A 23,505-nucleotide genomic window follows, 5' to 3' on the forward strand; every position below is an offset into this window, starting at 1 on the left:
CCCAGATTGCCAGGGAGTTATACCACTCTGGTTTGCTAGGTCAGAGTGAGGCGGTGAAGTTAGGCCCCAGGGTAAACCAGCATAAGCCAACACCCAAGCAGTTAGAGGTTAAAGAACAGGTAGACAAGATCGGGACTGAGTTAGAGAAATGGGTTGAGGAGAACCCCGCCCCAATGAACCTGCTTGAGCGGCCACAGTATAAGCGAAAGGCCACTGAGTTCGTGAGAGAACGCCTGAGTGGGACAAAGCGAATTACGGTTTCCTGGGCTGAGGGGGTTGGCGCTGAAGAGGTAGCCGGGAAGCTGTTTGAGCGCCTAGATCATGAGCTGCTGGTTCAGGTGGTCGCGATTTTGAATAATGCGTTAGTAGATGAGGGCTAAAAGATGGCCAAAGGGTTTAGAAAGAACGAGATCTTCTCAAATCTAGCTGGCTTATGCGACTATCTCTATCAATCGTTCTCTACTGAAATCTCAATATGGAATCCATATCAATAGAAGAAAAGGCTCCTGTCCTTGTAAGAGTAGCAACTTGCCATGATGTTTCTATCCTTACGGGTCTTATCCTACTGTTTAGAGATTTTTTAAAGCAAGATAAGCCTTTGCGAGAGGTTCTTTATAGGTCTATTGAAATCGCACTTTCAGACACAAGTATTGAGTTCCTTTTGGCTATTTCGCATAACGGTAATGCTGTAGGATACACTCAGAGCCGAGACTACTATTCTATCTGGCTTTCTGGAATAGAAACTAAAGTTGAAGATGTTTTCGTAATTCAGGAATATAGAGGTCAAGGCATTGGCTCTTACCTTCTAAAATCTGTAATAGCACGTTCAAGGAAGAGAGGTTCTAAGTTATTGGCTTTAAACACTAACGAAAAAAATTCTGCTTCACTATTTCTGTACAGAAAGCACGGTTTGATTACCAACCGTTCTAGGTGGAATGGTGGAAAACAACTTTGGTTAGAAAGAGAGTTATAGGGTTCTGTTTTTGTTGTGCTATCCTCTGACCAAAGTCACCTACCAAGGGACAACGCCAACGAGCGCTTAACGTTTTGCTAACAAGCTTCAATACAAAAAACTAGGTAGTCCTGATAAACCCACCACTGCTAAAGAATGCCTGGCTGTCGTTGAGGTAGCCGCAAAAGCTGATCCGACACTAGAGAGAAGGCAAGGGCAGCGTACGGATTTACAACCTCGTAGTCATGACTACGAGGTTAAGCAAGAAAGAGGATCTGAATACCTCGCCCAACGCATAGCTGAGGCTGCCCCAGAGATCCACCAGAAGATGCTAGCCGGTGAATATACATCAACTAGGGCGGCTGCCATTGATGCGGGTATTGTCAAGCCTCGGCAGACATTTTCTGTAGGTCCTACGACTGAGGCTAGTGCGTTCGCGGGGCAGTTGTTTGAGCGTTTGGATCAGGGTTTTCTAGTTCAGGTGGTAGCGATTTTGACTGAGGCATTGGCATAACCCCGCCAGAGGTCACATGAGATCGCGATTCATCCCCGCATTTTTAAAGTGTAAAGTTAATCAACTGTGAGGATTTTTTATGGCCTATGATTCAAAAACTGACACAACTCGGCATGCGGCCTGTAGTCGTCGTGACTGCGTTGATATGGAAGCGCGAAATAAATGGAAGTTAATAGATGTTGAAACACTACCTAGCGCCCCATCATCTAGTTCAGTATTGAAGGTTAACTGTGTATTTCAGGGAGACTGTCAATTTGACAAAACCCGTATGGACCTGACTCAAGGAGACGACTGATGCCACGTAAGACTTACCTTTTCTATGCCAATAGCGGTGACGATGCTAAGGATGTATCGCGGCTAATAAAGCCTAATGGCAATGAAAGCCTGCATTATCTGCTTGAGCAGCATTTTGACTCTACACCAGAAGGCAAGATTCCTGAGATGGGATATCGCTTGTCTGAGCGCAATGCAGAAGGCACTCATATCCGTCCTGGCCCATGGGTGGTTGAGTCGGTAGACTCGTACCTACCAGATTTACCCGTAGGTTCAGGATTCGCTGAAGTCGTTATTTGCGAGTGTGGATATGCTCCTTTGCCTGAGGATGAAAATCCATGGACTGAGATTGCTCGCAGCAACCAGGTAACGTTTGATGACTCCTTTGGCGGTAATGAAGAGTTATTTCTGAAGTTTCTGCAAAGTGATGAAGCCGCTCAGTATGAGCTTCGGGGACGCATTCCCGTTAAGTTCAAAGAAGAAATAGAAAAGTCGGGCATAGCTGTAGGCTGAAAAGTTTGGAAACGGGCCAAGTATGTGTCGCGAATCGGTTGGAGTGTAAATGCGATCGCGCTAGCCCAAACTTTCAGAGCAGTAGAGGGCAGCGTCAAAGGTTGGTTGGGGAGTGAGAACCAGGCACAAAAAACCCGGCTGTCTGGGACGGGGCCGGGTTTATTGGTTGGGTTGAGTTGGGGGGTTGGTTTTTGTAGTAGATCCCTCAACTAAGATAGTTTCAGATTAAGACTGTACATTACTGAATACAAAATACTGCATTTACTCCAGTATTTTGTCTGACTTATCTGGCTGAGAATCCAATCTAAAACCTAAAAAAGCAGTAACACCAGAAACAGCAAGGGATATGCCCATAACATTTGTTAGCACGTTCTGGGTTTTTTCATCCTGATCTGTCAAGTCTCTTGTGTTGCGCGCTAGCCAATCACTCTCTAATTCTCTCTCATAAGCACCCTTTAGATAAAACATAAAACCTCCGACACACAAGGAAATAGCGGAGACAGCTAGGACTGCTCCTTTTGCAACTTTTCTATTCATAAATAATTTTTTTATTTATTGACTATCGCAATAGCCATAACACTTAATGATCAATATATATCAACAATTTTATTTGTATGTGTGCATTGGGTGAAGAAGCTACGAAATAATAATATAGGTGCTATTTACCCCGATCACGCTGAACGCTGAAGCCATGACCCTTGTCGTAATCAGCTACCTCAGGGTGGACCACAAAGTCAGCCTTGATAGTGCCATAACGGGAGCCGGACAGGTATCTAACGTTGGCCTCAGACAGCCGATACATCTGCCCTAATTCTTTGCCTTCGTTGTAAGCCTGAATAGCCTCAATCGCTTGCCTTCATTCTCGGCCAGACCTTAGTGGAGAGTTTTGGAGACTTTAGGGCTGAGATATGAGACTAAGGTCGGGGGTGGGGGTATCTGGGGGGGATGTTAGTTAACTGAAGGTCTGAATGTAGTTATCTAATGCTAATTGTTTTGACACCCTGCTGAATAATAAGAGCGCTGGTTTCTGTGTTCTCTTATGTCTGACGGTCAAAAGTTCAAAGCCAAAAGCTTGGTTAGTAAACCCGCTAGCAACTGGAAACGTCCTGCGCTCATTACAGCTGGCTGTCTAGGATTTTTGATCTTGGTCGGCGGGGTGGGCGTTGCCTGGCTGGAGCATCGTCAAACTGAAGTCAGGCGTGCTGAACTTAGATCTGAATGGAAAGCTAGTCAGGGAAACGCAGAATTACAAGAGCAGGCTAGGGCAGCAATAGCAGCACAGCAGGAAGCAGAAAGGGAAAAGAAGGATAAGAGAGGATTTGATGCTGAAGAAATTAGAGCTTTTAAGGATGTGATTTCAGAATTAGACCCTACAGAGGCTTTGATTAATGAGATCAGTATTGAAAATGGCAGGGGACTGGTCGATGTTGTAGTAACTCCGTTGGCTTATAAGCAGAGTGATTTAGAGCTAAAAGAATTTGGTACCAATATGCAAAATGCTGCATCAAAAATTTGTGAATGCAGCCCGATAGTTAGATTTAGGACAGCTAGCGGTAAAACTGTGATTATAGTAAACGCGTTTGGTTATAGCATTAGGGAGAAAAACCGCTAAGCCGAGTAACATATAGGGAGTTCAGAAGGGCCGTGCGTCATGCGTATGCCCTGTTTTTGTGTGGGTAGTTTCCCCTTTCGGGGTAGTGTGTTCTGAACATTATGAAGCGTTGCTTTTGGCAATCGAATTGAATGGTGTTTCCGTCCCCTTGCGGGGTAATAGATTCTGAACCATACACCATCCCTATCAAAAGTACCTCCAACGTAGGTTTCCGTCCCCTTGCGGGGTAATGGATTCTGAACGCATTCTTAATCGTAACTGGCATGCGCGGCATTACAGGTTTCCGTCCCCTTTCGGGGTAGTGGATTCTGAACCAGAACTGGAAGACCTGCTCCACACTGCACAATTGAGGGTTTCCGTCCCCTTTCGGGGTAGTGGATTCTGAACTTCCTGACAACGCAGCAGCTCTTCACCTATCCAGAGAGTTTCCGTCCCCTTTCGGGGTAGTAGATTCTGAACCCTTTAAACTACCAATATCTTGTTTGGCAGCACCGAACGTTTCCGTCCCCTTTCGGGGTAATAGATTCTGAACGCATTCCGGCACAGACTTTAGGTGGGTGGTTGCTAATAGTTTCCGTCCCCTTTCGGGGTAATAGATTCTGAACCCCGAGCCTCCTACGGTAACTCCTGAGCCTCCTACGGTTTCCGTCCCCTTTCGGGGTAATAGATTCTGAACCCCCACCTTCTGGAACCCTTACTATACAGGTCCTCTAGAACCCGATTTCTGAGGGGGTCTGGAAAAGCCCAGATAAATAGAAGTTATTCCCAATAAAGCCCTGTGGAAAACGTCTGAAGCCCTTGCCCAGCAATTAATCTGAGGGGGTCAACGAAATAATGCAGTTTTCGAGGTTCGGCAGACCCCCTCAGAAAATGAGGTGGTTTCGCCCAGCATAGCCAACCCATTCAGCTATGTCCATAGGCTTTCAGGAAACCTAGAGACAACGAGGGCTGAAGCCTAAGCATCCCGTGATTATTACGTACATATTAAGCATAGTTGCGCGGTTCTGGTCGACTGGGTTAAGGTGATCGCTAGCTGAGGTACACGCTTCAGTCAGATCCTTGAAAACCGCATAGCGTCGTTGCGAAGTGTGTAGGCCTTGGTCCGTAAGGCCTCTGCATCGTAGGGTTAAGGCTTAAGGCTATCAGAGGCCATGGATTGCGCTTCGGATTTCTGACGTGTGTATTCGGTGGCTGAAGTCGTTGAGCGGTAAGGCGTCTGAATAGGTGCCTTTCATTCCACTTACCCCGAAAGGGGACGGAAACATGTTATGGCAGCTTGATAGAGCTCTCTGACATATTTTAGCTCTTTCATTCCACTTACCCCGAAAGGGGACGGAAACAATCCCAAAGGGATAACCCAATGATGACGCAAAACCCTAGACTTTCATTCCACTTACCCCGAAAGGGGACGGAAACAATCCCAAAGGGATAACCCAATGATGACGCAAAACCCTAGACTTTCATTCCACTTACCCCGAAAGGGGACGGAAACTATCTGGCCTAATGTTACCTGCATAAGTAAGGGCAGATGACCCTTTCATTCCACTTACCCCGAAAGGGGACGGAAACCGATCAGCTTCCGGCACAGTAACGCTGAACCGACCAAAGTTCAGAATCTATTACCCCGAAAGGGGACGGAAACGAAGTGGTGCGCATTGTAACTGGACAAAACCATGTGAACTTTCATTCCATTTACCCCTCACGGGGATTGAAATTTAGATAGCAAAAAAGACGCAGATTAATCGAAATAGCCTACGCCTTTTTGTTTTAGAGTGACCTTGTTTTTAGCTATTCATCTCGTAAATTCAAAAGCATCAACCAAGGAGAGATAAAGCTTTCAATACCTAAGAGGCATTAAAGGCCATTTCAGCGCTTCCATACAAGGGGACTAACCAGTTCACAACCCCCGCCGAAACAGAGCCAACATTCCCCCGTAAGCCCCAACAAAAAGCCGCCCCCGAAGAGACGGCTGAGATGTGCGCGTGTAGGGGGTGAGTCAGTCTGTGACGTCCTGGGGTGCCTCTCGGCCATTGATCCACCGAGACTTAACCTGATCCTGGGCGTAATGCAGCCAGAAATGCCGTTGAAACGGGAAGACAACACCCCAACTACTGCTTGGGACTGCCCAATTCTTACCCAGTATCTTTTTGCCAGTGTGGATGAACGGGAATGGCAGATCGTCGGACAGTACATTTAGCGGGGAAGACTGCGCCCACTGGTTGATCGCGATCGCTGTTCTGGCGTCAATGTCCTCGACTGTTGGCGTTTTTGTAGCCTCAGCGATCGCCCTTAGCCCAACCCTGGTGGCTAACTTTCTCCAGTTCAAGCGGCATCACCTCCTAGTTTCTCGCCAAAGATCTTGATTGACCATAGTTGAGCTGCACTCTTGATCAGTTCAGCGACCTGGCCCTCAGTCAGGGAAGTCGTCTTAGCGATACTCTCGGCGGCTTCTCTGGCAACATCCACAATATTGATACTACCAATCTCTAAATCAGCCCGACCCACGAGCAACGTGTCCATGAGCCCAAGAATCTGGGCCAATACTTTAGCGTCCGGGTTGAATTGAGTGAGTTTTCTATTGATAAATGGCAGGGCTTTAGTGATCAGCACCATGCCAAAGCCAGCGACCCCAGCCACAACAGCATCATGCAGCGTGGGGGAAGTGAAGATTGCAGGAATGTTCATGTGAGAATCCTGGGTGAAAGCGGAGACACATTAAGAATAGCTCATACGTCCTGAATAGTTGTTCTTCTTTAAAGACATGAAAAAACAGCCGCGATGAGGACGGCTGCTGTCTTAGATATAAAGTTTCTTGATTCTAACAAAGAAGCGCCACCCTGAGAGGCAGCGCCGCGAGTTCCCTATTCACTCGGATCTTAGATCCGTGTAAATTTACGCCCCCATTCTAGCGAGAAAGTTGGGTGGTTTGGCTCACAGGCATCCGCACCACCAGCCCCTCACACATAGGCTCGCCATCTTCCACGACGACAAAAACAGCCTTCCGTTCGCTGGGAATTGTATCTGCTGTAATGCGCCAACTTAGGTTTGTGCCTCCTGGGCACCACTCAGCCTTGACCTCAAATGAAGAATCAAAGTTTTCAACTATTTCTCGGCATTCCTGGACAGTTGTAGGCTCAGCAGATTGCAAAGATCCATCTTCGTTTATCTCTAGGAAACCATGACTGCCAAAGCGTGCTGTCCTTCCTTCCCAGGCACTGCATTCATCACGGATTAACCCGTCAACCTCTAGCAGATCGTCGCTCTGCCCCCACAGGACAATCAACATGTGGTGCTTGGCTAATTCTCTATCTTCCAATTCAAACGGGTATTCCTGCCCTGTAATTTTTTCTGCAAACTCTTGTGGGGTCATAGCCCTATCCTCTAAATTTCAAAACCAGAAATCACTCGAAAAGATCGCATTCAAACGGAAGAATTACCTGTCCTTGGTCATCCTTTTTAGCCTCGCAATCAAGCGTAGCCTCATTGTTGGTTGTTCGGATGCGCACATCTTCAGGAGTTTCGGTTCTCGTAGTTACGACGCCCTCCTGATCCGTGGTGGTCGTTGTTTGACTGCCTTGAGAATTTTGCTGCCCAGGGCGATCGGCAATAGCTGGTGACGCTAAGCCGAGGACTGCCAACATTAGGGTAATCTGAACTATTTTTTTCATCGAAAAAATCCTCAAAAAACAATTAACATCATCAACGCCACCACCCCAAAGCCTCGCGCCATCATCGGCAGCCGACACCAGCAATGGAAAATCCTCTGCACTGGATTCGGATATCGCCACAGCCATGGGCAAGGTAGCCGCTCAGCTCTGCGATTTTGGATCGTCACCGCTCGCTTATCCATGCCCAGCATTGGCACACCGCCCAGAGTATGGACTAGTCGGTGAGCCTTGGGGGTGAGTAGCAGAAGATTCCAACCAGGCTTCTCATGTCCATAAGCACCGCTGTGAGTGTGGTGGAAGTTATACCCACGGTACTTGCCCTGGTGGGTCTTCCCCACGGGTGCGCCAGTGAATTGGCAGGTGTGGCGGAGGAGATCGAGCCAGGCGTGGTGGTGGCGGCGGAGGCTGTAGTATTTAGGCATTTGATTTCCCTTAGCTAAGCATTCCGGGCCCAACACGAACCGCTGGATTCTCAATCTCGTATTCTTCAAAGCGGGGAGCACGCAACGCCCACCCACGCTGGGGGTTATAACCTTCGACAATACGAATCTGATCGTTAATAAGCAAAGCATCCCCAGGTTGAAGCTGAGCGGGGGTAATTTGTATCGTTTGGCCATTTCTGACCACTTCGATGACATCCGAGAATCTAGTGTTATTCATTGGGTTTAACCGCGTATAGGCCAGGTTTGGATGGTAGGTTGGCGCGATCGCTCAGGGGGATTGTGCGCCAGAGAAAAATGGGTTTCATCGATTCTCCTCCACCTTGTAATTGGGCGACTTGAGATAAGCAACGCGCCACTCGCTGGCGATGCCCTGGAACACCTTGAACTCAGAAGGGTACATAGATGCTAAGGCTTGGCAGTATTCAGGCATTTTGGGGTAGTATTCTTTTCTCTTGCTCCCCTGGATGAACTGAGCCGCATCTCTAACAGTGATGTGCCCTTTCTTTTTCTGGGATGTTTGCTTTTTGATCTCGTTAGCGATTTTCGCTAGTAATTCAACTAACTCGCTGTCTTCTTTTTTTTTAGATTCTTTCTTGGAGCTACCTAACCCGCACCATGATCCATCAATCCAAGCGATCCGAGACTCGCCAGGGACCATGGCAGCCGTAGGCCATGAAATAACATTCCCAAAATTACGATTAACTTCGGTATGCAAACTAGAGTCAAACGTCAGCTGTTGCCCTTGCCATTCTTCGGTATAACCTGGAGCGATCGCAACGACTACTGGCTTAAGTGACTTGATTCGCTTACCAGCCTCTTGAAGCTCACTTGCTACCATGCTTGGGGATAGCGCCCAAAGCGCATGCTCTCGTTTCATCCCTGACGATGCAATAGCGCCTAGTTTATCCGCGATTAGTGTCAGCAGGGGAGCGGTTTCAGGAACGGCTAATGAAGCTGCATAAGCATATTCATCAAAAATTAAAATCGCTTCGCCATCATAGTCCCACCACTGCTGAACCACCTTGATGCAGTCAGCAACAAGAATAGACCGCTTATTCGAATCAACTTCATGACTGAAATCAGCTCTAATGGACTTCTCGCAATGAGCTGTATACTGAGCATCCTCATCACCTTTACCTGTATAGCTAAGGAGATTGATGTGGTATATCTTGGTGCCTTTTTGAGCCAACTTAGAGCTTGCGACCGCAACTAAGTTGGTCTTGCCCGTTCTCTGTCCACCAAAAATAACTCGCGACAAATAAGGGCTTAACAATAATCGTTGCAAAGCGGTATCCGGCTCTACTTTATTTTTTTTCTTGGTGTCTGAATCCTGTTCTTTATTTTCTGAACCTGCCAAGGTTTCTGACTGATCGGCAACTTCTTCCGCCTCAACATCAACAGCAGGACTATCGCCAGCCTCGTTGAATTCGTCAGGTGAGTTAAACAATGAATCTAAGGTCAACTTTTCTGCTTTATGTCCCGCTAATTCCAGATATTTTTGAGCAGCCTTAGTCAAAGGGTGTCCGTCCTGGCTAGCCTCCATAAGCTGATGGGCTACGGAATCTTTCCCGATAGCGTGCGTGAGTTGGACTAACTCCGACTCCTTTAGTAGATGCGCAAAATTAGCAGACTTCCTAAGGTAGATCGCCTCTTGGCCATTTTTTAAAGCTTTTTTGATAGCGCTGACCAACAGAGGGCTTGCCGCTAAACCTGCAATATAAAGACCCAGTGGCCCAACAGCCAGAACAAACACACCTACACTCCACAGGATTCTCCCAGTAGGTGATTCGTTGGTGCGAGATAAGGCAGAGCCTTCCAGGTCTTCTAAAAGATTAACTTGCTTGTTGTTCAGCTCTATTTCAGCGCCGTCCGTTGGCCTCACGTAAACCATTTGCCTATACTCCCTGACTCCGGTGATACTGCCATTGCGCTACAACCACGGTCGGTATAAGCAAAAGCTCAAACGAAAACATCATAGTGAGCAATTGCAATACATTTTTGCCGTCGATCTGATTGGTCATTCCACTGCCCAGTGCAAACAAAAAAGTTTGCAAGCTGTCAGCTGGCGGGAACACAGAAACGCCTAAAACCCCATCAAAGGCATAGGCTCCTAATGCCAACAATGCGGACCACTTCAAGAAGAAAAACGGAATGGCTTGAGCTTTTTTACTCATTCGCTTTTCGTAGCTAGTCGCGTCCTTGTTATCCACACGAGAAGCACGGGCCTCTCTCAACGCATTGCCATGGGCGCGACGATCGAGCCCTACGATCACCCATAGCGTTTGAAGGGCTTGCACCAGCCCCCATAGCAAAATGCCTGCAATGCCATGGACAAAACCCATAAAGCCTTTGTGCAATGTCCCTATCACAGGTAAATACTCAACCCACATCTGGTTTGTTTCATGCCCAAAGTTCTTCACAAACCAGATGTACGGGACGATATTCATGCTAGCCAGCTTGATAAGCGCTACCACCAAGCCCAGTAGAACAACCCATGAAACAACATTAACTACCCAGTGGTCTTTGATTTCGTCAATCACTTTATCTGTCATTGCCATACCTCTAAAGCGCAGACAGCTCTTTTGAGCCGCCATTTTCTTCAATAAACGTCTCAATCCGCACCCGATCACTGGTGGAGGCTAAAGGCCCTACCACAGGTATTTGCGCCGTCTCTTGAATCAGCGCAGTATTGCCATACGCATCGCAAACCGGTGTACCAGCTGGCAGCACATTGGATCGGCTCAGCGTTGCGTCGGGGTTTTCGCGAAAATACGCGACCGCATCCCCTTTGATGACCGGCTTCCCTGGCGTCAATGCGGTGTAGATCCCTTCTTTGTCAAGGGTGAAGATTGCTTCGCAGTAGCCGTCATAACGAAGGTTTGCAAGCTCCTCAAATTGTTTACGAGATGTTTCGCTAGCTAGCTGTTGATTGAGTTCCACCTGCTGGGAGGCAACATAGTCTCGCAATTCAGCATTCGCAGCCATATAAGCACGAATGTCTCCAAAATTTAACGACGCCATCACAACAGCGCCAGCAGCCAAGACGCATTCCAACCGGTGTTCTGAGAAAAAACTTTGAATATCCATAGGTAACAGGAAAATACAGGAGCAGGAGCAGGAGGTCACAGGAGCCAACAGGGGGCACCCTATACCCCCTCACCCTTAGGGCTCCTGCTCACATTGAGGGGCCAAGAACAGCCTGATCTAGTCGAGCTTTTTGAGCAGGCGTGAGGTACTTAAGCATGCTGTCAGTAGACGGAAATGCACGCTTAGGGGCCTCGGTCATTCCCTTAAACTCATCTTCCAAAGCCTCAAACTCAACCGTGATAACGGCTTGATCTACAGCATTTTCCGCTAAATACTGTTGGCGTCTTTCAGCCAACATCGACTCCAGCGTGACACCACTGACAATGTTTTGCTCACGTTGCGCGATCGCTTCAGCCGCATTATCTAACATGTCTTCAATCTCTCGAAGCCCTGAAACCTTTGCAGCAAGCTGGCTTCGTAGTGAATCTTTAGCGATTCGAGCCATATCACCCACGTGTTCCTGTGCAGCGGCAATACCTTGGTTAGGTTGGAACATACTATCCTTGCCCTGCGGTGGTGTACTGGGTTTGGTGGCTCCACTAAACCCCTGGCCTTTAGTTGTTTTTGCCGCTTTTGCGTTCTTTAAATCTTCAGTCGTCTTCATAATCAAAGCTCCATCAATAAATCGAAATGGACATCAAGGAAGTGATTAATACTTCTGCCTGTACTCAGCCAACCCGCTAGGCTGACCAGAGCGTCAAGCTGTTTGCTGGTGTAGGTTCCATGCTCACAGGGACGAATATCCAGCCTTTGCCGCCAACGGCGAATTGTTCTAGAAGCAACAGATTGACCAGTCTCTGACTTAATGCAGAGCTTCAATTCTGCTGCTGTAAAACCGTCTTCTAAGACCTGGACGTTCATTACCCTAAAACTCTCTCCTTTAAAAGGCTTCAGCGATTTGGTGACCTACCTGTGTCCGCCTGGTGACCTAGGTCTGACCTAGGTCATGCCGCCACTAAAGACAAGGATAGTGCAGCGAACTAGAAATAGCAATGCTTTTTCTATGCTATGCCTATACAATTGCCTAAACACCATCTAGCAGTCAGAATTGAAATGCCCAAAAATATAGAAAAAGCGATGCCTGGGAAGAACCAAGTAAATATCAGCTTGTCGGATGGCGCTGAGTCCGAGTTCGAGTTAGTTGCCAATTGGTTGGGAGTGCCCAAAGCATCACTTTTAAGGCAGAAGCTTGAAGAGGTGCATCAGTCTCCAAATTTTGCCTCTGTGCTGAGGAGAGCTAAGGCTGCACAGCAAGCTAGGGTTGAAATAGAGGCGTTAACGCAAAGTCTTAGAGAGCATGTTGGTGGCGACTCCAAGGCTGTTGAATTAATCAATAAATTAGAAAAACAAATTACGGCTTTAGTTAGCGGTGTCCCTAGGGCATAGCCACATCCTAGGGACACCGCTAACCCCCCACCAAAAAACCTGGGAGCCAGTCAACCCCCAGGCGAAGTGTGAGTTGCAGCCAGGGGCTCGCCGCGTCTTAGCTATGTAATTCAGGCTACCCAAAGTAACCTGATGTATGTCCTATAGTATGACAGTCATTTGCCACCCATAGTGGTTGCGCCCGGTCTTGTACTGGGCTTTTTTGTGTGTGGGCTGACACCCGATCTCGTCCGCTATCATAAGCGCACCGACTGATGGAGAACCTGAATTATGGCACTTGGTAAGCTAGCTGCTGTCTGCTGCTCCTTTTTATTGCTGTGGCCATCCGCTGCAAAATCTCAGCCAACTGAAGGGCCGTGCAACGCCCTGCATCAATTTTCTTCAATGATTGAGCGAGCGAATGCCCCTGGTGTAGATCTTAGCGTTGAGGACACTGTTCTCCTCTCGGACAACGATGCAGATCCACTGACTGAGGATTGGGTAATGATTGATGTCACTCAAGCTACAGCTGGCAGCTACCCGTATGCTGTCACACTCATGATTGAATGGCGGCACAGTAGTCCAGAAGAAGCGAGGGCGACTTACAGCGACTTTGTAGTTAAGGGCATAGAACAGGCACACAACGCCATCACAACTTGTGCAAACGTCGTTGACACATTGCCAAGTAGTACGCGATACCGGTTTTACGACAACGGCGAAGCGTATGGCGTGTTCCTTGAGCCTGAAGAACCGGCTGATTTCTCAGATTCACGGAATACGCTTACCGTGACAATATTCCGTGAGTAATCCACCCCAAACAAAATAAACCCCCAGGGGCGTATTCCTAGGGGGATCAGGTGCTCCGCATTGCGGACGTCTTTTCATGGCCCAAAAAAAGCGCTGTTCCTAGGAGCAGCGCTGGGGTGGGGTTGTGTTGTGGGTGGCGACGATCATTGTTGTAATCCCGTGATCAAGGGTTGGGTATTCCCATTGGCTAGCGGCTCATCAATCCACGCATCCCCGCGTGGCTCATCTCCTGTCCATCCTTTTGGCCAAACTTCTTCACCAATGCATTTACGAATAAATAATTCTTCCATGCTGTTGATGATGGAAATTTGAGGCCTTCCCTGAGCGATCGCAGCAATATTCACACGGGTCTGAACACCTAAAACCTGCTTCAGTAATTGCTCGCGCACATCCAAGCAGATGGGGCCAAATCTCCCCTGGTTTTTAACTAAGCTGCCATCCTTACGAGTTTCACCACCAGGTTTTCGTAGCCGATTCGATAATTTCCGCGCTTCAGCATGAACCGCCCGCAATTCTTTCAAAGGTGATAAATACGCCCATTTCTCCTGAGCACAAACCCGAGCTAGAGCCGTGTCTTCTGTGGACACCAGTGGGCAGCCAATACAGCCGGTGCGTGATGCGATGGGCTCGTCACCCTGCTCAATACTCTCGGTCATTGAGTAGGCTTCAGCTACCGCCATTGTTGGGAAGCCATGCTCAACATCGGCCTGTACCAGCCAATCCCACACATGACAAACCCGCCAGTGCAGCAGTGGGGCAACAGTGTCAGTCTGTGGGGCCGTCATTTTCTGAAACCACCCCTGCCCACACTCGCCGCCATCTTTGGTGCAGCTCATGGCAATTCGCTGATCACGTGCTGCACTCTCCCCCAAACGAACGCCAGTCACCATGAGCAGCCTTTCATCAGAGGCTAATGTCTCCCGGAGATCAGCCAGCGCTGCTGTCATGGGGTCTACCTTAATTTGTCTCGTACACCACCGCAGGGTGCCGTTGTTGGGGCTCGGCACTCCCCTGCCCAAAATGTAGGGCCAAAATCGCTTTTCAAGTGGAGCGCAAACAATATGGGTTTTAAATCCACGCCGTTTGCAGTCTTCTAACATGGACATTGCCGCAAAGTGCAGTGGTGGTAATTCCTGGCGGGTATCTGCATAAAGAACATGCACCTGGCAATCATCAGGCAGATGGACTCGCCCTGTTTTGATCAGGTGAGACAACAGAGTGAGGGTGGCCGACGAATCCTTGCCACCGCTGTAGGCAACGGCAATATGCTTGTGCCCTGGAATATAGGCATTCAAGGATTGTGCAGTGAGTTCAATCGATTCAGTCAAACTCAAGCGCGAGCTGTCGAACAGTGTTTGTTGTTGTCGCATTTATCAAAACTCCTTCTCTTTCAGGCACGATCAATGGTTTTGCTAGCTGAAGCGGTAATTTAATTCTTGGCCTATCCCAACTGTGGCGGCGAGTGTAATCAAGGCTGAAATCATCAGGCGGCGGGACAATTTGCAAAAGAGAAGTGATGATATCTTCATGCCGCAAGCTGGCCAAAACAAAGCTCAATTTATACACCGTGTACTTCCCCGACTTAGAAGGACCCAGTGGAACCCCGCTAACCCGCTTCCTAGACCATTGACCTGTATCGTTGTCCCATCGCACCAAGCGCTTCCAAAATTCCGGCTTACCGTAGTAATCGACCGCGAAAGTATGCGGCTCACTGTAGGCGGGTAGGCGTTTGGAGATCATGTCTAAGCCCCAAACAAACTATCCAAATACACCTCGCTCACCTGCGCTTGATTCGTCCCGTTCTGCAACAGGAACAGAGAAAGGGCTGCCTGCATAACCCGCTCCTGGCTCCATGCGGGGTGAGCTTCAATGTATTGCGTGACTGACGTATGTAGCGCTTCAGGAATCGTGGCCATGATGCTTACATCGCCAGGTTGTTCAGTATTTAAAGTTTTCATTTCTTCTTTTTCCTCCGTGGTCTAAACGTTGCTTGAAATTTACTGGCAGACTCCACCCCTGGCATGAACCCTGGTGATCTCTGCGGCCCCAACGACTGAACGATGGGATCTTCAACAATGCTGTAGTTCTCTTTGAGGAAACCTACGTCCCACCATTGGTTCAGAAGCCACGCCTGCCCTGTAGCAGGATCAAACCCAAGGTTGCGATGTTTATTAGTCTTCAGATTCTTGAATCGTCTTTGAAGCATCGGATTTCATTTTCTCCACAATCTGATCTGCTTTCCTAGAAGCTTTTACCGGATCAGCCCCTCGACTTACCCAGGTCGCTACTAAGGTGTTTTTCAATTTCTGCTCTTTGGTTGCCATTGTTTTTCACCTTTAATTTTTCTTTTGCATGTAGCTTTAAATCCATCAAGTCGGGTCTGGCCCCACACCAAATCTCATCAGCGATCGCAGGGCTCAATTGCAATTCGTAAGCCAGCGCATTAAACATCTGGCGGTGAGTTTGGATGGTCGGTGCTGGCTGGTAGCGTGTGATTAGGTTTTGCATTTCGTTGCAGTAACTGCTGTCGTCGTTGGTTTCGCTGTTTGGCTACTGCGATCGCTTTCTCTAAGCAGCAATCCGCCAGTAGCAGCGCTCCTGTGATTGTCGTGAAGTCGTACATGGCATTTCTCCTGTGATTTGTGGAGATCAGCCTCTGTGATTCTGAAAGCCTTAATTTCTGCGATCGCCCCACGGGCCATCTTTGATGTAATTCACGGACTGCAAGAATCGGCCCCTTGCTTGATGCCAGTCTTTAGGGATGCTTTTAGAGGCTTCCATTTGCTGAACAGATTGCATTGCGGAAGCTCTAGCCGCTAAATTCACCCTAGCGGAATCGTTTTGATAGTAAGAGAGAAGGATTAGGTCTTCTTCAGTCATCACAGCACCTTCACCCTGTCTGGATGGATATAAATCGGCGGATCAGGCAGTCGGGGTAGTGTTGGTCTAGCCGACGTCAGTAGCTTTGGATCGATCCTCTTTTTGACAGGCGGCTGCCATGGTCGGATGGGTTGGTGTTTCATAGCGTTGTTGCTCTACTTAGGTAAATCAACCTCGACTTGATAGCCCTGCTCCTTCCATGTTTTGGAAAGTGCGATCGCCACCTCTTTCGGATCGAAAACAGTGCTTTTCAGATCCAGAGGCTTAAACGTAGCGGTCGAAAAAACCTCCAAGCTGGCACCAACCCCTATCAACCGAGATACAGGCTCTAGCTGGTCTTCGGTGGGAATCTTGCCAAACGAGATATCGACTCGCTGGATCTCCCCTGAATTTACAGCCACCACACGGATGACCTGCTCTTTGCTAGTCAGTAATTTGCTTAATGCATCCATGGTTTTCTTCTTTCCTACTACTACTTGTTCCGGTGCCGGTTGCGGCGTCTTTGGCGCTTAGGGATCAGTTTCCCTGGCATACATCCAATTGCGCTTAGGCTCAGTTCTGTTTCGTAACGGTCGGGGTAGAGCAACACTCGTCCCCCGTAGTCTCGGTACAGCCTGCGCACTGGCCACCACGGGATGTACTCGCTTGAGGGTCCGTATAGGTTCATCACTCCTCTTCCTCCGCGACCTCAATCGTGACTGCGGGCACAATTCCCAGATACTGGATGGCTGCCAAAACGCAAGGGACAGGGATTTCTAGCCATTCATCTGGCTTCTCTACGTCCGGCGTGAGGATGAAGTTCTTTCTGTCAGGAGTCAACTCCATCGCAATTTTCACCTCCTCGCCATCGTGATTCTCTGCCTGTAATTGCACAATCTTCGTTAGTCCTTCCACAATCTTTCCTCCAAAAAACTCAAAACAACACACCCCATCGGCGGGGCTAAAAGGGCACGTCCTCGTAATCAGGAGCCCCATGAGGCTGATTGTTGTACCCTTCCACCGGCTTAGCCTCTGGCGCAGGGGGGCGGGGTTGGGATTTCTGCGAGTCTTGAGGTTTTCCGCCGATCAGCTCAACAAAATTGCCCTCAATAACGTGCTTACTCCGAGGGTTGCCAGTAGTTCTGTCGGTCCACTTTTCTTGTTTAAGCTTGGCGTTATAGATGCAGACCTTAGAGCCTTTCTTGCAATGCTTGGCTACGACCTCGGCAGCCTTACCCCAAAGCTTGCAGTCGATCCATGTAGTCTCTTCTTGGCCATTGCGGTAGTCAGTAACAGCCAAAGTGAACTGAGTTACGGCTTTTTGGTTGGTACTGGTATAGCGCATTTCGGGATCTGCCTTAAGCCCGCCGCTAATGGAGACGCTGTTGATAGCCATCAGTCAATCCCCACACCGTTAAACGTCGTCGGCTGTTCTTTTGCCGCCGGTCGAACATGATTGGGCAGCTCGCTAACGAACATCTCAGCCAATCCTTCATCAACAAGCCCTAACTCATCCTGAAGGCGTACCATGAGCTTCGTTGCATCACGCTGCTGAACCATATGGCCCTCAGCGTAGTGAAGTAGCATTAGCTCGATATACTCTGAAGCGATCGCGGTATCATCGCCGCTGGACTGATCAACGCCACCCCACAGATCTTTGAGGATCTCTGCCTCCAGCTTCAAAACCTTATTCACCTCACCAGCCCGAACCCGTGGCTCACGAGAAAGCATTTCCTCCCGATACTCTGCGGCTGCATCCTGATCGGCGGCTTCGAATGTATCCACAACTGGCTCTGCTGCGATCGCTTTCTGTTCTAAAACCTCCATCTCCTGAAGGATTGGATCGTTGCTAGTGGATGGCGCGATCGCTTTCTGCTCAACTTCAGTAACGGGCAAGGCCTGAGGCGATGCCATGGGAAGCTCTAGAGACTGCATCTCTTGAAGAATCGCGCGATCTTCAGGCTGCAATAGCGCTGTATGACCATCTTGAACCATCTGCAAAATCATCTGACGACGCATATGGTTTTGCCAGAATTCCAGCCACTCAGGGTCTTCAGTGATCACAATGGGATACGCTGTCCCACGACCATAGCCACCTTTGTAGGCCTTAGCCTTGGAATCATACAGAGGGCGAGAGATATCCTTGGGCACCCGTCGCAGAACGAAAGGCACGTAGTTCCAGGTATACGGCGATGGGATCGATGACTTACTAAGGCTTCCGTACTTCTCTTCAAAAGCTCTGAGCTGCTTGGTTACTCCAACTACATCGTTAATGCCCGTGACTGTCTGCACAATCACTTGCTGCATGCCAGTGACGCCAAACAACTCTCGAATGTAAAACTTCAGGTAACCAGTAGAAACACACTGCTTGCAGATCACTTCATCCGGACCTTTCAGGCATGGGCGATCGCAGCCCTGACGATGACGCTTAGGGTAGGGTTTGCCAGCTCTGTAGCTGGTCTTAGTGACAACCTCTTTAGTGATTCGCTCACCGTTACAACGATGTTGCAGACCCTGAATAGTGACCGCATCGTTCCAGGTTTCAAATACTTTTTCCGTCTCCTCATGAGGAAAGAACACTCGAAGCTCGGTAGGCAGCATCGTTCCATATTTCGCCAGGATCACCTTGTCATATGGCGCAGGAATCTCAAGCCGGAACTTATCTTTAAGGTCTTCGCCTGCTCGGTTCTGGGTCTTTTTCTTACCCTTCCAAGCCTTGCCCAGCTGGCTGGTCTCAATCGGCGTGTCTGCCTTCGTCGTTAATCCTAAAATTGGCATTATTCAGAAATCTCCTATAGTTAAGCTTCTGGCAGTTCGCTGTTTTCCAGCAGATATATGTAGCTGTTCTGCTCGTGTACTACCGAACTAAGCGCCTCAGCCGCCAGCACATCAGTGTCGTACTGGCCAACGATTTCGTCTCCGGTAGTCGTGGCAAGGTAGGCTGTCCAGTGTCCCTGAGGTTTGCGACACACCGATCCGATGTACTCGCCGTCGCTGTAAACGTCGTTGCCGATTAGCTCAATCATGGTTAAAAATCTCCTTTATTAATTGCAGAAAAGCCCCAACCAATAAGCCCTCTGGCTGGGGCAAACCCTACGCGGCAACAGCAGCCTGATCCTGTACCCAATCCCGAACAAACCCTTCTGCTTGCTCCATAGTCCCTGCGGGCGATGACGGAACCCCTTCTAGGCAGGCAATAAACCGCCATTTAGCATCAGACCAATACATCACCCAGTCCTCTGGGGTGACACACGTTATATGGCCGATCAAAGTCTTTTCGTCGTCTGCCGCAATCCCGTATACAGGGCGGTCTTGAAGGGGTTGGTTGACGATAAAGTCCTTCATCTTACACACCCTCCACAGCAGACCACAAACCCCAATCCATAAGCTCATGACCGGGGTGGGTCTCATTCAGCCACTTACGCAGAGAAGAGTTTTGCGCTGTCCCGTGGTTGATGTGCAGCCGGAAGACTTGATGTTGGGATTTAACAAACAAATCCACCACTTTGGTGTGGCTGTTTCTGTAAACGGAAGCGTGGGTTTCGATAGTGGTCATAATAAATAATTGCTGTACTACGAATGAGGCGATGGGGCCGAAGCCCCCGAGGCTTACTTAATCTCAGCCGCTTCAATAGCCGCTTCTGTCTGAAGGCGATTAGGCCGACCCTCAGGCAGAACCAACAGCCGGTCAACGTACCAGCCGTTCTCTTCCCAACAAATGTCGTCATCGGTCTCCCAAACAACAACGCGACCAGAGACCAACACACCATCTTCGGTGTCCTCGGCGGTGAACCAGTCGCCCCAAGTAGCGGCGTCTAACTGGGCTTGGATATCTGCGGCGGTGATTGTGGCGGGGGTGACTGTGGAGGGTGTCATGGTGTGGCGGGGTGTGAGTGTTTTGTATCGAGCACATTACTAATGTATATCAACAATATACAAATGTCAAACAGAGAATACAGGCCTACCAAGGCTAAAATCAGAGCCCGTCAGGTCGATACTGCCTGACGGGCTCTGATTTTGCGGCTTTGAGATCAGTAGGGATGGCTAACTTGCGGCCTTCTTGATAACTCGGCTTGACCTTTAACTATTCGGTCTATGAGTAATTAGTTTAAGTGCTAGCCTTTCGAATTTGCTGGATCACTTTCAAGAGTTGTAATTTTTCTTGGCTGTCGCCTTCCAAGAATTTATTTAAAAGGATGCTAAAAACAACCTCAGAGTCAAACCCTAAAACTTTATCTGCAAGAAGCCGTAATCGCTCTTTCAGGTTTGCTTCTTGCAGTATTTCTTGTGGCAACTCTTCCCCAAAAATTTCCGCTGCTGCCGCTTCATCCCAAACCAAATGCTCAGGGGTAGGAGTAGGAAGAAAAAATACTTGCTCTCTAAGGAAAGAAAGGTAGCGTGTCATTTCACCTACATCTACAAAAGACAAACCTTTTTTGTTTTCGTTGAATGTAAAATCTTTGATCAGATCCTCTAACCCCTTCTTCCCTTGAGGCAATGCATCGTCTTTTGGGATTATTTTCTGAGGATCATGGTCTCCGTCAAAAATAATAAATACATCCTTCCTGCCACTATTAGCATAGCTTTGAATATCGCGATATATACGGGCAGTGCCACCTGGGCGAACCAATACACTGAACTCGTTTAGCGTATGACTTGCCGATAGCTCTAAGGCTGACATAACGATGCGCCTTGCTCGCTCATCTTCAACCAAAATTGTTTTCCCAGGCGCTAGAGTGGCGACTTCATGTAATGCTTCATCCGCCGAATAAGAATCTTTTATTACGACAAACCCTTCTTGTTCTCGAATCAGTACTCGAATTGCTTCTTGAGGAAGTTTTTGTGCAAGATAGGTGGAATGAGTGGCTATTACGACTTGAAGCGACTTTCGTACAGCCTGATGTGCAATAAATTCTAGTATTCGTTGTTGAGCCCTAGGATGAAGTGATGTTTCGGGTTCATCAAGCAGTATTAGAGAGCCATCTGGGGCATCCATTATGTTGTGAATTAATATTGTGGCCGCTGATTCGCCACTGCCAGCAAAAGCATCTGAGTAACCACCAAAATCTCCAGTTTCAAACAAAATAGTCCAGCCTTCATGACCATGAAAAATATTATGTTTTAATAGCTTTCCACTAACATAATTGCGCTCTAAAGCATATCTTATAATTTTAAGTTCATAGTTAGTTAAGTCAACACCACTCTTTTCAATTTCTTTTTTTAATTTACTGGATCGAGATCTCAGATAATCCTGCTTACTGTATTTAATAATACGCCCCGTAGAGTCAATCTTCTTTTTGCGATCACGATCACGTTCTGCTAAATGTTTGGGATCAGGAAAGTAAAAGTATTTATCGAAGGCTGGAAGCTCACCTCTAAAGTCAAGATGTCTTACATGAAGTCTTATCGGCCTAACTCGAACGCCAGATTTTTTAAAGCCGTAAAGGAGAACATGTCTTCCAGGTTCCCAGTATTCAGGATCTCCTCTCCTGGTATAACAAAGTTTAAGGCATTCAACTAATTCATCTTTATCTTCATCAAAGTAACGATGAATTACACTTTGGTATAAACCGTTTTTCATCCTTTGGATAGGGTCCATTCGGGTTTCAAACCAGAAATTGCCTATACTTTTACCTCTAACACTCCCGTAAAGAGCATGCAATATAGAGCTCTTATTAGTGCCATTGCGACCTAGTAAGACAGTGATTGGAAAATCAAATATTAATTCGGCATTAGGCTCAAGATTGCGATAATAAGGAAATCTAAGACTATGAATATGTATTTTTTTTGCTTTAAGCGCCCTAATACTTTTCTCCAAGGGATCTAAAGGTGAATTCATTTTTTAGATATCAACTCATGACTGATGACCTTGGCGATAGGCTTAATTAAATTTGGCGGAAAAGCATTTCCGATTTGACGAGCTACATGATCTTTTCCCCGCTCAATGCAGAATTGATAAGCCTCAGGGAAAGTTTGGAGCAATGCGGCTTCTCGTAACGTTATTGCCCTATCAGCTGTAGGATGCAAGAATCTGCCCTTAGAAGGATTAATGCAACCACTGGTGATTGTTGGCGATACCTGGTCCCAAGCCATTCGACCATAAACATCAAAATATCCTTCTTTACCAAGATGGCACTTACATTGCATATCTTCAGGCAAATCACGACGACTCCCTCCATCTTTAGGAGTTGCTTTTATCCGAGCCATCATAGCTGGGGTCCTTTTTTCAGGAATGTCATGCAACTGATCGCCACTAGAGCCAGCTGAAAGCTCTAAATGGGCAATAGCGTCTCTAACATGTTTTTCTGAAAAATGACGGTTATCCGACCAATTTTTGGGCACTTGTTGACCTCTAAAGGCAATAAGCACTAAACGTCGTCGTCGTTGTGGAACACCAAAGCTAGACGCATTCAAAATTGCATAATCAAAGCTATAGCCAGCTTTCTTTAAGCCTGCACAAAAGTTGGCGAATCGATAGTTCTTGGCTAAACCCGGAACATTCTCCATTAAAACTGCGCGGGGTCTTATAGAGCGCACTAAGCGTAAAATTTCAAAAATAAGCTCATTCCTAGGGTCCTCTGAAGATTTTGTAATACGCTTGGTGCGAAGCGTCGAAAACCCTTGACATGGCGGGCAGCCAGTTAAAAGATCTAGCTCGCCGGTGGCGATTCCAGCCCTCTTGAGTAACTGTGGACCGGTTAGGTTCCGTATATCATCAACGACAACCTCGGTATGTGGATGATTCAAGGAGTAGCTTTTCGCTGACACAGGATCAATTTCCACAGCTGAAATCACGTCAAACCCTTCTGCTGTCAGCCCACAGCTGAGTCCACCTGCGCCAGCAAAAAGATCAATAGATGTCAACAATTTCCCCACCTTGCATTAATGTGCAGATTATTAAACCTTACGGTCAATCTAAAAGCAAGCAAACTTCCTTCGAAAGTAATTCATTGTAAAAATAAAAAGTATAGATAGTATCCGCATATGGTCTGTATACGGATACCTAGAAAAAGTTATGCGGCTTTCTAGTAGGTAACTGGAGACTTATACCAAAGGCTAAAATTTACTATTTTCTGATAGAAAATCTAAGGGGCGAAGTATTAGGCTTTACTAATACTTCGCCCCTTATTCTCTTTATATTGATAGCTGTATTGAAAGGCGTCTATTCTAAGTATTGCGTCTTTGTAAGATCCTTTAAGTGTTTAATTAAAGGATTCACATGTATAAGCCAATTATGCAACAGGATTTTCTATGCAATAGTTAATATTAACGCCTTTCCAAATTCTTGAGCTTGGTAGAGAGCACCCTAGTATAACTGAGGAAAGATTATTCAATTCTCACAGCAAGATCAATTAACAAGTGAGTCAGCTTTATTCGATCTTCTCTTGAGAGGTTTTTTGCCGTCTCTAAAA

35 protein-coding genes are annotated in these 23,505 nt (G+C 47.6%); 8 read left to right on the forward strand and 27 right to left on the reverse strand.

Annotated features, from left to right (window positions below):
- The 5 genes from QGP82_RS14615 to QGP82_RS14635 form a co-directional block, all read left to right on the forward strand.
- Positions 1–380: hypothetical protein (locus tag QGP82_RS14615; protein ID WP_499057489.1), on the forward strand; the 380-nt coding region annotated here is incomplete at its 5' end.
- Between the two features lie 95 nt (positions 381–475).
- Complete coding sequence (locus QGP82_RS14620) at positions 476–973, forward strand: GNAT family N-acetyltransferase (RefSeq protein WP_499059887.1); 498 nt, start codon at positions 476–478, stop codon at positions 971–973.
- A 307-nt stretch (positions 974–1,280) separates the two neighbouring features.
- The gene (locus QGP82_RS14625; RefSeq protein WP_499059889.1) at positions 1,281–1,466 is read left to right on the forward strand and encodes a hypothetical protein; all 186 of its coding nucleotides are present in this window, start codon (positions 1,281–1,283) and stop codon (positions 1,464–1,466) included.
- 79 nt (positions 1,467–1,545) lie between these two features.
- The gene (locus tag QGP82_RS14630) at positions 1,546–1,761 is read left to right on the forward strand and encodes a hypothetical protein (RefSeq protein ID WP_499059891.1); all 216 of its coding nucleotides are present in this window, start codon (positions 1,546–1,548) and stop codon (positions 1,759–1,761) included.
- On the forward strand, positions 1,761–2,252 hold the full coding sequence (locus tag QGP82_RS14635) for a hypothetical protein (protein WP_499059893.1): 492 nt from the start codon (positions 1,761–1,763) through the stop codon (positions 2,250–2,252). Before QGP82_RS14630 ends, QGP82_RS14635 begins: the two co-directional genes overlap by 1 nt.
- Positions 2,253–2,513: 261 nt before the next feature.
- Here QGP82_RS14635 and QGP82_RS14640 read toward each other — a convergent pair whose 3' ends face one another.
- Positions 2,514–2,789 (reverse strand): hypothetical protein, encoded by a 276-nt coding sequence (locus tag QGP82_RS14640; protein ID WP_163701592.1) that lies wholly within the window; start codon positions 2,787–2,789, stop codon positions 2,514–2,516.
- 502 nt (positions 2,790–3,291) lie between these two features.
- Here QGP82_RS14640 and QGP82_RS14645 point away from each other — a divergent pair.
- Positions 3,292–3,864: a hypothetical protein gene (locus QGP82_RS14645; RefSeq protein ID WP_499059895.1), complete on the forward strand. Its 573-nt coding sequence runs from the start codon at positions 3,292–3,294 to the stop codon at positions 3,862–3,864.
- Between the two features lie 1,996 nt (positions 3,865–5,860).
- Here QGP82_RS14645 and QGP82_RS14650 read toward each other — a convergent pair.
- The 11 genes from QGP82_RS14650 to QGP82_RS14700 form a co-directional block, all read right to left on the reverse strand.
- The gene (locus tag QGP82_RS14650) at positions 5,861–6,190 is read right to left on the reverse strand and encodes a hypothetical protein (RefSeq protein WP_499059897.1); all 330 of its coding nucleotides are present in this window, start codon (positions 6,188–6,190) and stop codon (positions 5,861–5,863) included.
- Entirely contained in the window at positions 6,187–6,549 is a 363-nt protein-coding gene (locus tag QGP82_RS14655) for a hypothetical protein (RefSeq protein WP_499059899.1), read from the reverse strand. The genes QGP82_RS14650 and QGP82_RS14655 overlap by 4 nt, the downstream gene beginning before the upstream one ends.
- Before the next feature lie 220 nt (positions 6,550–6,769).
- Complete coding sequence (locus QGP82_RS14660; RefSeq protein WP_499059900.1) at positions 6,770–7,234, reverse strand: hypothetical protein; 465 nt, start codon at positions 7,232–7,234, stop codon at positions 6,770–6,772.
- A 31-nt stretch (positions 7,235–7,265) separates the two neighbouring features.
- Positions 7,266–7,532, reverse strand: a complete 267-nt coding sequence (locus QGP82_RS14665) for a hypothetical protein (RefSeq protein WP_499059902.1) — start codon at positions 7,530–7,532, stop codon at positions 7,266–7,268.
- A gap of 11 nt (positions 7,533–7,543) precedes the next feature.
- Positions 7,544–7,954: a hypothetical protein gene (locus tag QGP82_RS14670; RefSeq protein ID WP_499059904.1), complete on the reverse strand. Its 411-nt coding sequence runs from the start codon at positions 7,952–7,954 to the stop codon at positions 7,544–7,546.
- A 10-nt stretch (positions 7,955–7,964) separates the two neighbouring features.
- Positions 7,965–8,192: a hypothetical protein gene (locus QGP82_RS14675; protein WP_499059906.1), complete on the reverse strand. Its 228-nt coding sequence runs from the start codon at positions 8,190–8,192 to the stop codon at positions 7,965–7,967.
- 84 nt (positions 8,193–8,276) lie between these two features.
- Positions 8,277–9,866, reverse strand: a complete 1,590-nt coding sequence (locus QGP82_RS14680) for a hypothetical protein (protein WP_499059908.1) — start codon at positions 9,864–9,866, stop codon at positions 8,277–8,279.
- 4 nt (positions 9,867–9,870) lie between these two features.
- Positions 9,871–10,527 carry a hypothetical protein gene (locus QGP82_RS14685; protein ID WP_499059909.1) on the reverse strand — a complete coding sequence of 219 codons (657 nt, stop codon included), beginning with the start codon at positions 10,525–10,527 and terminating at the stop codon, positions 9,871–9,873.
- A 10-nt stretch (positions 10,528–10,537) separates the two neighbouring features.
- Positions 10,538–10,996, reverse strand: coding sequence for a hypothetical protein (locus QGP82_RS14690; protein WP_499059911.1), 459 nt, complete (start codon positions 10,994–10,996; stop codon positions 10,538–10,540).
- A 154-nt stretch (positions 10,997–11,150) separates the two neighbouring features.
- Complete coding sequence (locus QGP82_RS14695) at positions 11,151–11,666, reverse strand: hypothetical protein (RefSeq protein WP_499059912.1); 516 nt, start codon at positions 11,664–11,666, stop codon at positions 11,151–11,153.
- A 2-nt stretch (positions 11,667–11,668) separates the two neighbouring features.
- Positions 11,669–11,923, reverse strand: coding sequence for a hypothetical protein (locus QGP82_RS14700; RefSeq protein ID WP_499059913.1), 255 nt, complete (start codon positions 11,921–11,923; stop codon positions 11,669–11,671).
- A 192-nt stretch (positions 11,924–12,115) separates the two neighbouring features.
- Here QGP82_RS14700 and QGP82_RS14705 point away from each other — a divergent pair, with 192 nt between their 5' ends.
- The gene (locus QGP82_RS14705) at positions 12,116–12,448 is read left to right on the forward strand and encodes a hypothetical protein (RefSeq protein ID WP_499059915.1); all 333 of its coding nucleotides are present in this window, start codon (positions 12,116–12,118) and stop codon (positions 12,446–12,448) included.
- A 270-nt stretch (positions 12,449–12,718) separates the two neighbouring features.
- Complete coding sequence (locus tag QGP82_RS14710) at positions 12,719–13,234, forward strand: hypothetical protein (protein WP_499059917.1); 516 nt, start codon at positions 12,719–12,721, stop codon at positions 13,232–13,234.
- Between the two features lie 143 nt (positions 13,235–13,377).
- On the opposite strand, the gene QGP82_RS14715 is transcribed toward QGP82_RS14710, so the two are convergent.
- The 15 genes from QGP82_RS14715 to QGP82_RS14785 all read right to left on the reverse strand — a co-directional run bounded on the left by QGP82_RS14715 (position 13,378) and on the right by QGP82_RS14785 (position 22,957).
- Complete coding sequence (locus QGP82_RS14715; protein ID WP_499059919.1) at positions 13,378–14,604, reverse strand: phosphoadenosine phosphosulfate reductase domain-containing protein; 1,227 nt, start codon at positions 14,602–14,604, stop codon at positions 13,378–13,380.
- Entirely contained in the window at positions 14,555–14,974 is a 420-nt protein-coding gene (locus QGP82_RS14720; RefSeq protein WP_499059921.1) for a hypothetical protein, read from the reverse strand. Before QGP82_RS14720 ends, QGP82_RS14715 begins: the two co-directional genes overlap by 50 nt.
- Positions 14,975–14,976: 2 nt before the next feature.
- Complete coding sequence (locus QGP82_RS14725; protein ID WP_163668951.1) at positions 14,977–15,192, reverse strand: DUF2811 domain-containing protein; 216 nt, start codon at positions 15,190–15,192, stop codon at positions 14,977–14,979.
- Between the two features lie 213 nt (positions 15,193–15,405).
- A complete protein-coding gene (locus tag QGP82_RS14730) occupies positions 15,406–15,558 on the reverse strand; it encodes a hypothetical protein (RefSeq protein WP_163668949.1) in 153 nt (50 codons plus the stop codon).
- 119 nt (positions 15,559–15,677) lie between these two features.
- On the reverse strand, positions 15,678–15,857 hold the full coding sequence (locus QGP82_RS14735) for a hypothetical protein (protein WP_499059924.1): 180 nt from the start codon (positions 15,855–15,857) through the stop codon (positions 15,678–15,680).
- A 412-nt stretch (positions 15,858–16,269) separates the two neighbouring features.
- On the reverse strand, positions 16,270–16,566 hold the full coding sequence (locus QGP82_RS14740; RefSeq protein WP_499059926.1) for a hypothetical protein: 297 nt from the start codon (positions 16,564–16,566) through the stop codon (positions 16,270–16,272).
- A 214-nt stretch (positions 16,567–16,780) separates the two neighbouring features.
- The gene (locus QGP82_RS14745; protein WP_499059928.1) at positions 16,781–17,008 is read right to left on the reverse strand and encodes a hypothetical protein; all 228 of its coding nucleotides are present in this window, start codon (positions 17,006–17,008) and stop codon (positions 16,781–16,783) included.
- A gap of 46 nt (positions 17,009–17,054) precedes the next feature.
- Positions 17,055–17,489 carry a single-stranded DNA-binding protein gene (gene ssb / locus QGP82_RS14750; RefSeq protein WP_499059929.1) on the reverse strand — a complete coding sequence of 145 codons (435 nt, stop codon included), beginning with the start codon at positions 17,487–17,489 and terminating at the stop codon, positions 17,055–17,057.
- Positions 17,489–18,871, reverse strand: coding sequence for a recombination directionality factor (locus QGP82_RS14755; protein WP_499059931.1), 1,383 nt, complete (start codon positions 18,869–18,871; stop codon positions 17,489–17,491). Before QGP82_RS14755 ends, ssb begins: the two co-directional genes overlap by 1 nt.
- Before the next feature lie 20 nt (positions 18,872–18,891).
- A complete protein-coding gene (locus QGP82_RS14760; protein ID WP_499059933.1) occupies positions 18,892–19,119 on the reverse strand; it encodes a hypothetical protein in 228 nt (75 codons plus the stop codon).
- Between the two features lie 67 nt (positions 19,120–19,186).
- Positions 19,187–19,438, reverse strand: coding sequence for a hypothetical protein (locus QGP82_RS14765; protein WP_499059935.1), 252 nt, complete (start codon positions 19,436–19,438; stop codon positions 19,187–19,189).
- Between the two features lies 1 nt (position 19,439).
- Positions 19,440–19,649, reverse strand: coding sequence for a hypothetical protein (locus tag QGP82_RS14770; RefSeq protein WP_499059937.1), 210 nt, complete (start codon positions 19,647–19,649; stop codon positions 19,440–19,442).
- Positions 19,650–19,702: 53 nt separating this feature from the next.
- Positions 19,703–19,969 carry a hypothetical protein gene (locus QGP82_RS14775; protein WP_499059938.1) on the reverse strand — a complete coding sequence of 89 codons (267 nt, stop codon included), beginning with the start codon at positions 19,967–19,969 and terminating at the stop codon, positions 19,703–19,705.
- 232 nt (positions 19,970–20,201) lie between these two features.
- On the reverse strand, positions 20,202–21,932 hold the full coding sequence (locus QGP82_RS14780; RefSeq protein ID WP_499059939.1) for an ATP-dependent nuclease: 1,731 nt from the start codon (positions 21,930–21,932) through the stop codon (positions 20,202–20,204).
- Positions 21,929–22,957 carry a DNA cytosine methyltransferase gene (locus QGP82_RS14785; protein ID WP_499059940.1) on the reverse strand — a complete coding sequence of 343 codons (1,029 nt, stop codon included), beginning with the start codon at positions 22,955–22,957 and terminating at the stop codon, positions 21,929–21,931. Before QGP82_RS14785 ends, QGP82_RS14780 begins: the two co-directional genes overlap by 4 nt.
- Positions 22,958–23,505 lie beyond the last annotated feature (548 nt).

Origin of the sequence: Leptothoe sp. LEGE 181152, assembly GCF_032906605.1 — a bacterium.
GTDB lineage: Bacteria > Cyanobacteriota > Cyanobacteriia > Phormidesmidales > Phormidesmidaceae > Leptothoe > Leptothoe turfae.

What these genes read in the sequence shown, in the direction of transcription:
- QGP82_RS14620 (WP_499059887.1), top strand. Translation starts at nt 476, where the DNA reads ATGGAATCCATATCAATAGAAGAAAAGGCTCCTGTCCTTGTAAGAGTA.
- QGP82_RS14630 (WP_499059891.1), top strand. Translation starts at nt 1,546, where the DNA reads ATGGCCTATGATTCAAAAACTGACACAACTCGGCATGCGGCCTGTAGT.
- QGP82_RS14740 (WP_499059926.1), bottom strand. Translation starts at nt 16,566, where the DNA reads ATGGATGCATTAAGCAAATTACTGACTAGCAAAGAGCAGGTCATCCGT.
- QGP82_RS14780 (WP_499059939.1), bottom strand. Translation starts at nt 21,932, where the DNA reads ATGAATTCACCTTTAGATCCCTTGGAGAAAAGTATTAGGGCGCTTAAA.
- QGP82_RS14645 (WP_499059895.1), top strand. Translation starts at nt 3,292, where the DNA reads ATGTCTGACGGTCAAAAGTTCAAAGCCAAAAGCTTGGTTAGTAAACCC.
- QGP82_RS14725 (WP_163668951.1), bottom strand. Translation starts at nt 15,192, where the DNA reads ATGAAAACTTTAAATACTGAACAACCTGGCGATGTAAGCATCATGGCC.
- QGP82_RS14665 (WP_499059902.1), bottom strand. Translation starts at nt 7,532, where the DNA reads ATGAAAAAAATAGTTCAGATTACCCTAATGTTGGCAGTCCTCGGCTTA.
- QGP82_RS14695 (WP_499059912.1), bottom strand. Translation starts at nt 11,666, where the DNA reads ATGAAGACGACTGAAGATTTAAAGAACGCAAAAGCGGCAAAAACAACT.
- QGP82_RS14760 (WP_499059933.1), bottom strand. Translation starts at nt 19,119, where the DNA reads ATGATTGAGCTAATCGGCAACGACGTTTACAGCGACGGCGAGTACATC.
- QGP82_RS14720 (WP_499059921.1), bottom strand. Translation starts at nt 14,974, where the DNA reads ATGATCTCCAAACGCCTACCCGCCTACAGTGAGCCGCATACTTTCGCG.
- QGP82_RS14655 (WP_499059899.1), bottom strand. Translation starts at nt 6,549, where the DNA reads ATGAACATTCCTGCAATCTTCACTTCCCCCACGCTGCATGATGCTGTT.
- QGP82_RS14775 (WP_499059938.1), bottom strand. Translation starts at nt 19,969, where the DNA reads ATGACACCCTCCACAGTCACCCCCGCCACAATCACCGCCGCAGATATC.
- QGP82_RS14730 (WP_163668949.1), bottom strand. Translation starts at nt 15,558, where the DNA reads ATGGCAACCAAAGAGCAGAAATTGAAAAACACCTTAGTAGCGACCTGG.
- QGP82_RS14660 (WP_499059900.1), bottom strand. Translation starts at nt 7,234, where the DNA reads ATGACCCCACAAGAGTTTGCAGAAAAAATTACAGGGCAGGAATACCCG.
- QGP82_RS14705 (WP_499059915.1), top strand. Translation starts at nt 12,116, where the DNA reads ATGCCCAAAAATATAGAAAAAGCGATGCCTGGGAAGAACCAAGTAAAT.
- QGP82_RS14765 (WP_499059935.1), bottom strand. Translation starts at nt 19,438, where the DNA reads ATGAAGGACTTTATCGTCAACCAACCCCTTCAAGACCGCCCTGTATAC.
- QGP82_RS14670 (WP_499059904.1), bottom strand. Translation starts at nt 7,954, where the DNA reads ATGCCTAAATACTACAGCCTCCGCCGCCACCACCACGCCTGGCTCGAT.
- QGP82_RS14700 (WP_499059913.1), bottom strand. Translation starts at nt 11,923, where the DNA reads ATGAACGTCCAGGTCTTAGAAGACGGTTTTACAGCAGCAGAATTGAAG.
- QGP82_RS14715 (WP_499059919.1), bottom strand. Translation starts at nt 14,604, where the DNA reads ATGCGACAACAACAAACACTGTTCGACAGCTCGCGCTTGAGTTTGACT.
- QGP82_RS14770 (WP_499059937.1), bottom strand. Translation starts at nt 19,649, where the DNA reads ATGACCACTATCGAAACCCACGCTTCCGTTTACAGAAACAGCCACACC.
- QGP82_RS14680 (WP_499059908.1), bottom strand. Translation starts at nt 9,866, where the DNA reads ATGGTTTACGTGAGGCCAACGGACGGCGCTGAAATAGAGCTGAACAAC.
- QGP82_RS14675 (WP_499059906.1), bottom strand. Translation starts at nt 8,192, where the DNA reads ATGAATAACACTAGATTCTCGGATGTCATCGAAGTGGTCAGAAATGGC.
- QGP82_RS14640 (WP_163701592.1), bottom strand. Translation starts at nt 2,789, where the DNA reads ATGAATAGAAAAGTTGCAAAAGGAGCAGTCCTAGCTGTCTCCGCTATT.
- QGP82_RS14735 (WP_499059924.1), bottom strand. Translation starts at nt 15,857, where the DNA reads ATGTACGACTTCACGACAATCACAGGAGCGCTGCTACTGGCGGATTGC.
- QGP82_RS14755 (WP_499059931.1), bottom strand. Translation starts at nt 18,871, where the DNA reads ATGCCAATTTTAGGATTAACGACGAAGGCAGACACGCCGATTGAGACC.
- QGP82_RS14625 (WP_499059889.1), top strand. Translation starts at nt 1,281, where the DNA reads ATGCTAGCCGGTGAATATACATCAACTAGGGCGGCTGCCATTGATGCG.
- QGP82_RS14685 (WP_499059909.1), bottom strand. Translation starts at nt 10,527, where the DNA reads ATGACAGATAAAGTGATTGACGAAATCAAAGACCACTGGGTAGTTAAT.
- ssb (WP_499059929.1), bottom strand. Translation starts at nt 17,489, where the DNA reads ATGGCTATCAACAGCGTCTCCATTAGCGGCGGGCTTAAGGCAGATCCC.
- QGP82_RS14690 (WP_499059911.1), bottom strand. Translation starts at nt 10,996, where the DNA reads ATGGCGTCGTTAAATTTTGGAGACATTCGTGCTTATATGGCTGCGAAT.
- QGP82_RS14710 (WP_499059917.1), top strand. Translation starts at nt 12,719, where the DNA reads ATGGCACTTGGTAAGCTAGCTGCTGTCTGCTGCTCCTTTTTATTGCTG.
- QGP82_RS14635 (WP_499059893.1), top strand. Translation starts at nt 1,761, where the DNA reads ATGCCACGTAAGACTTACCTTTTCTATGCCAATAGCGGTGACGATGCT.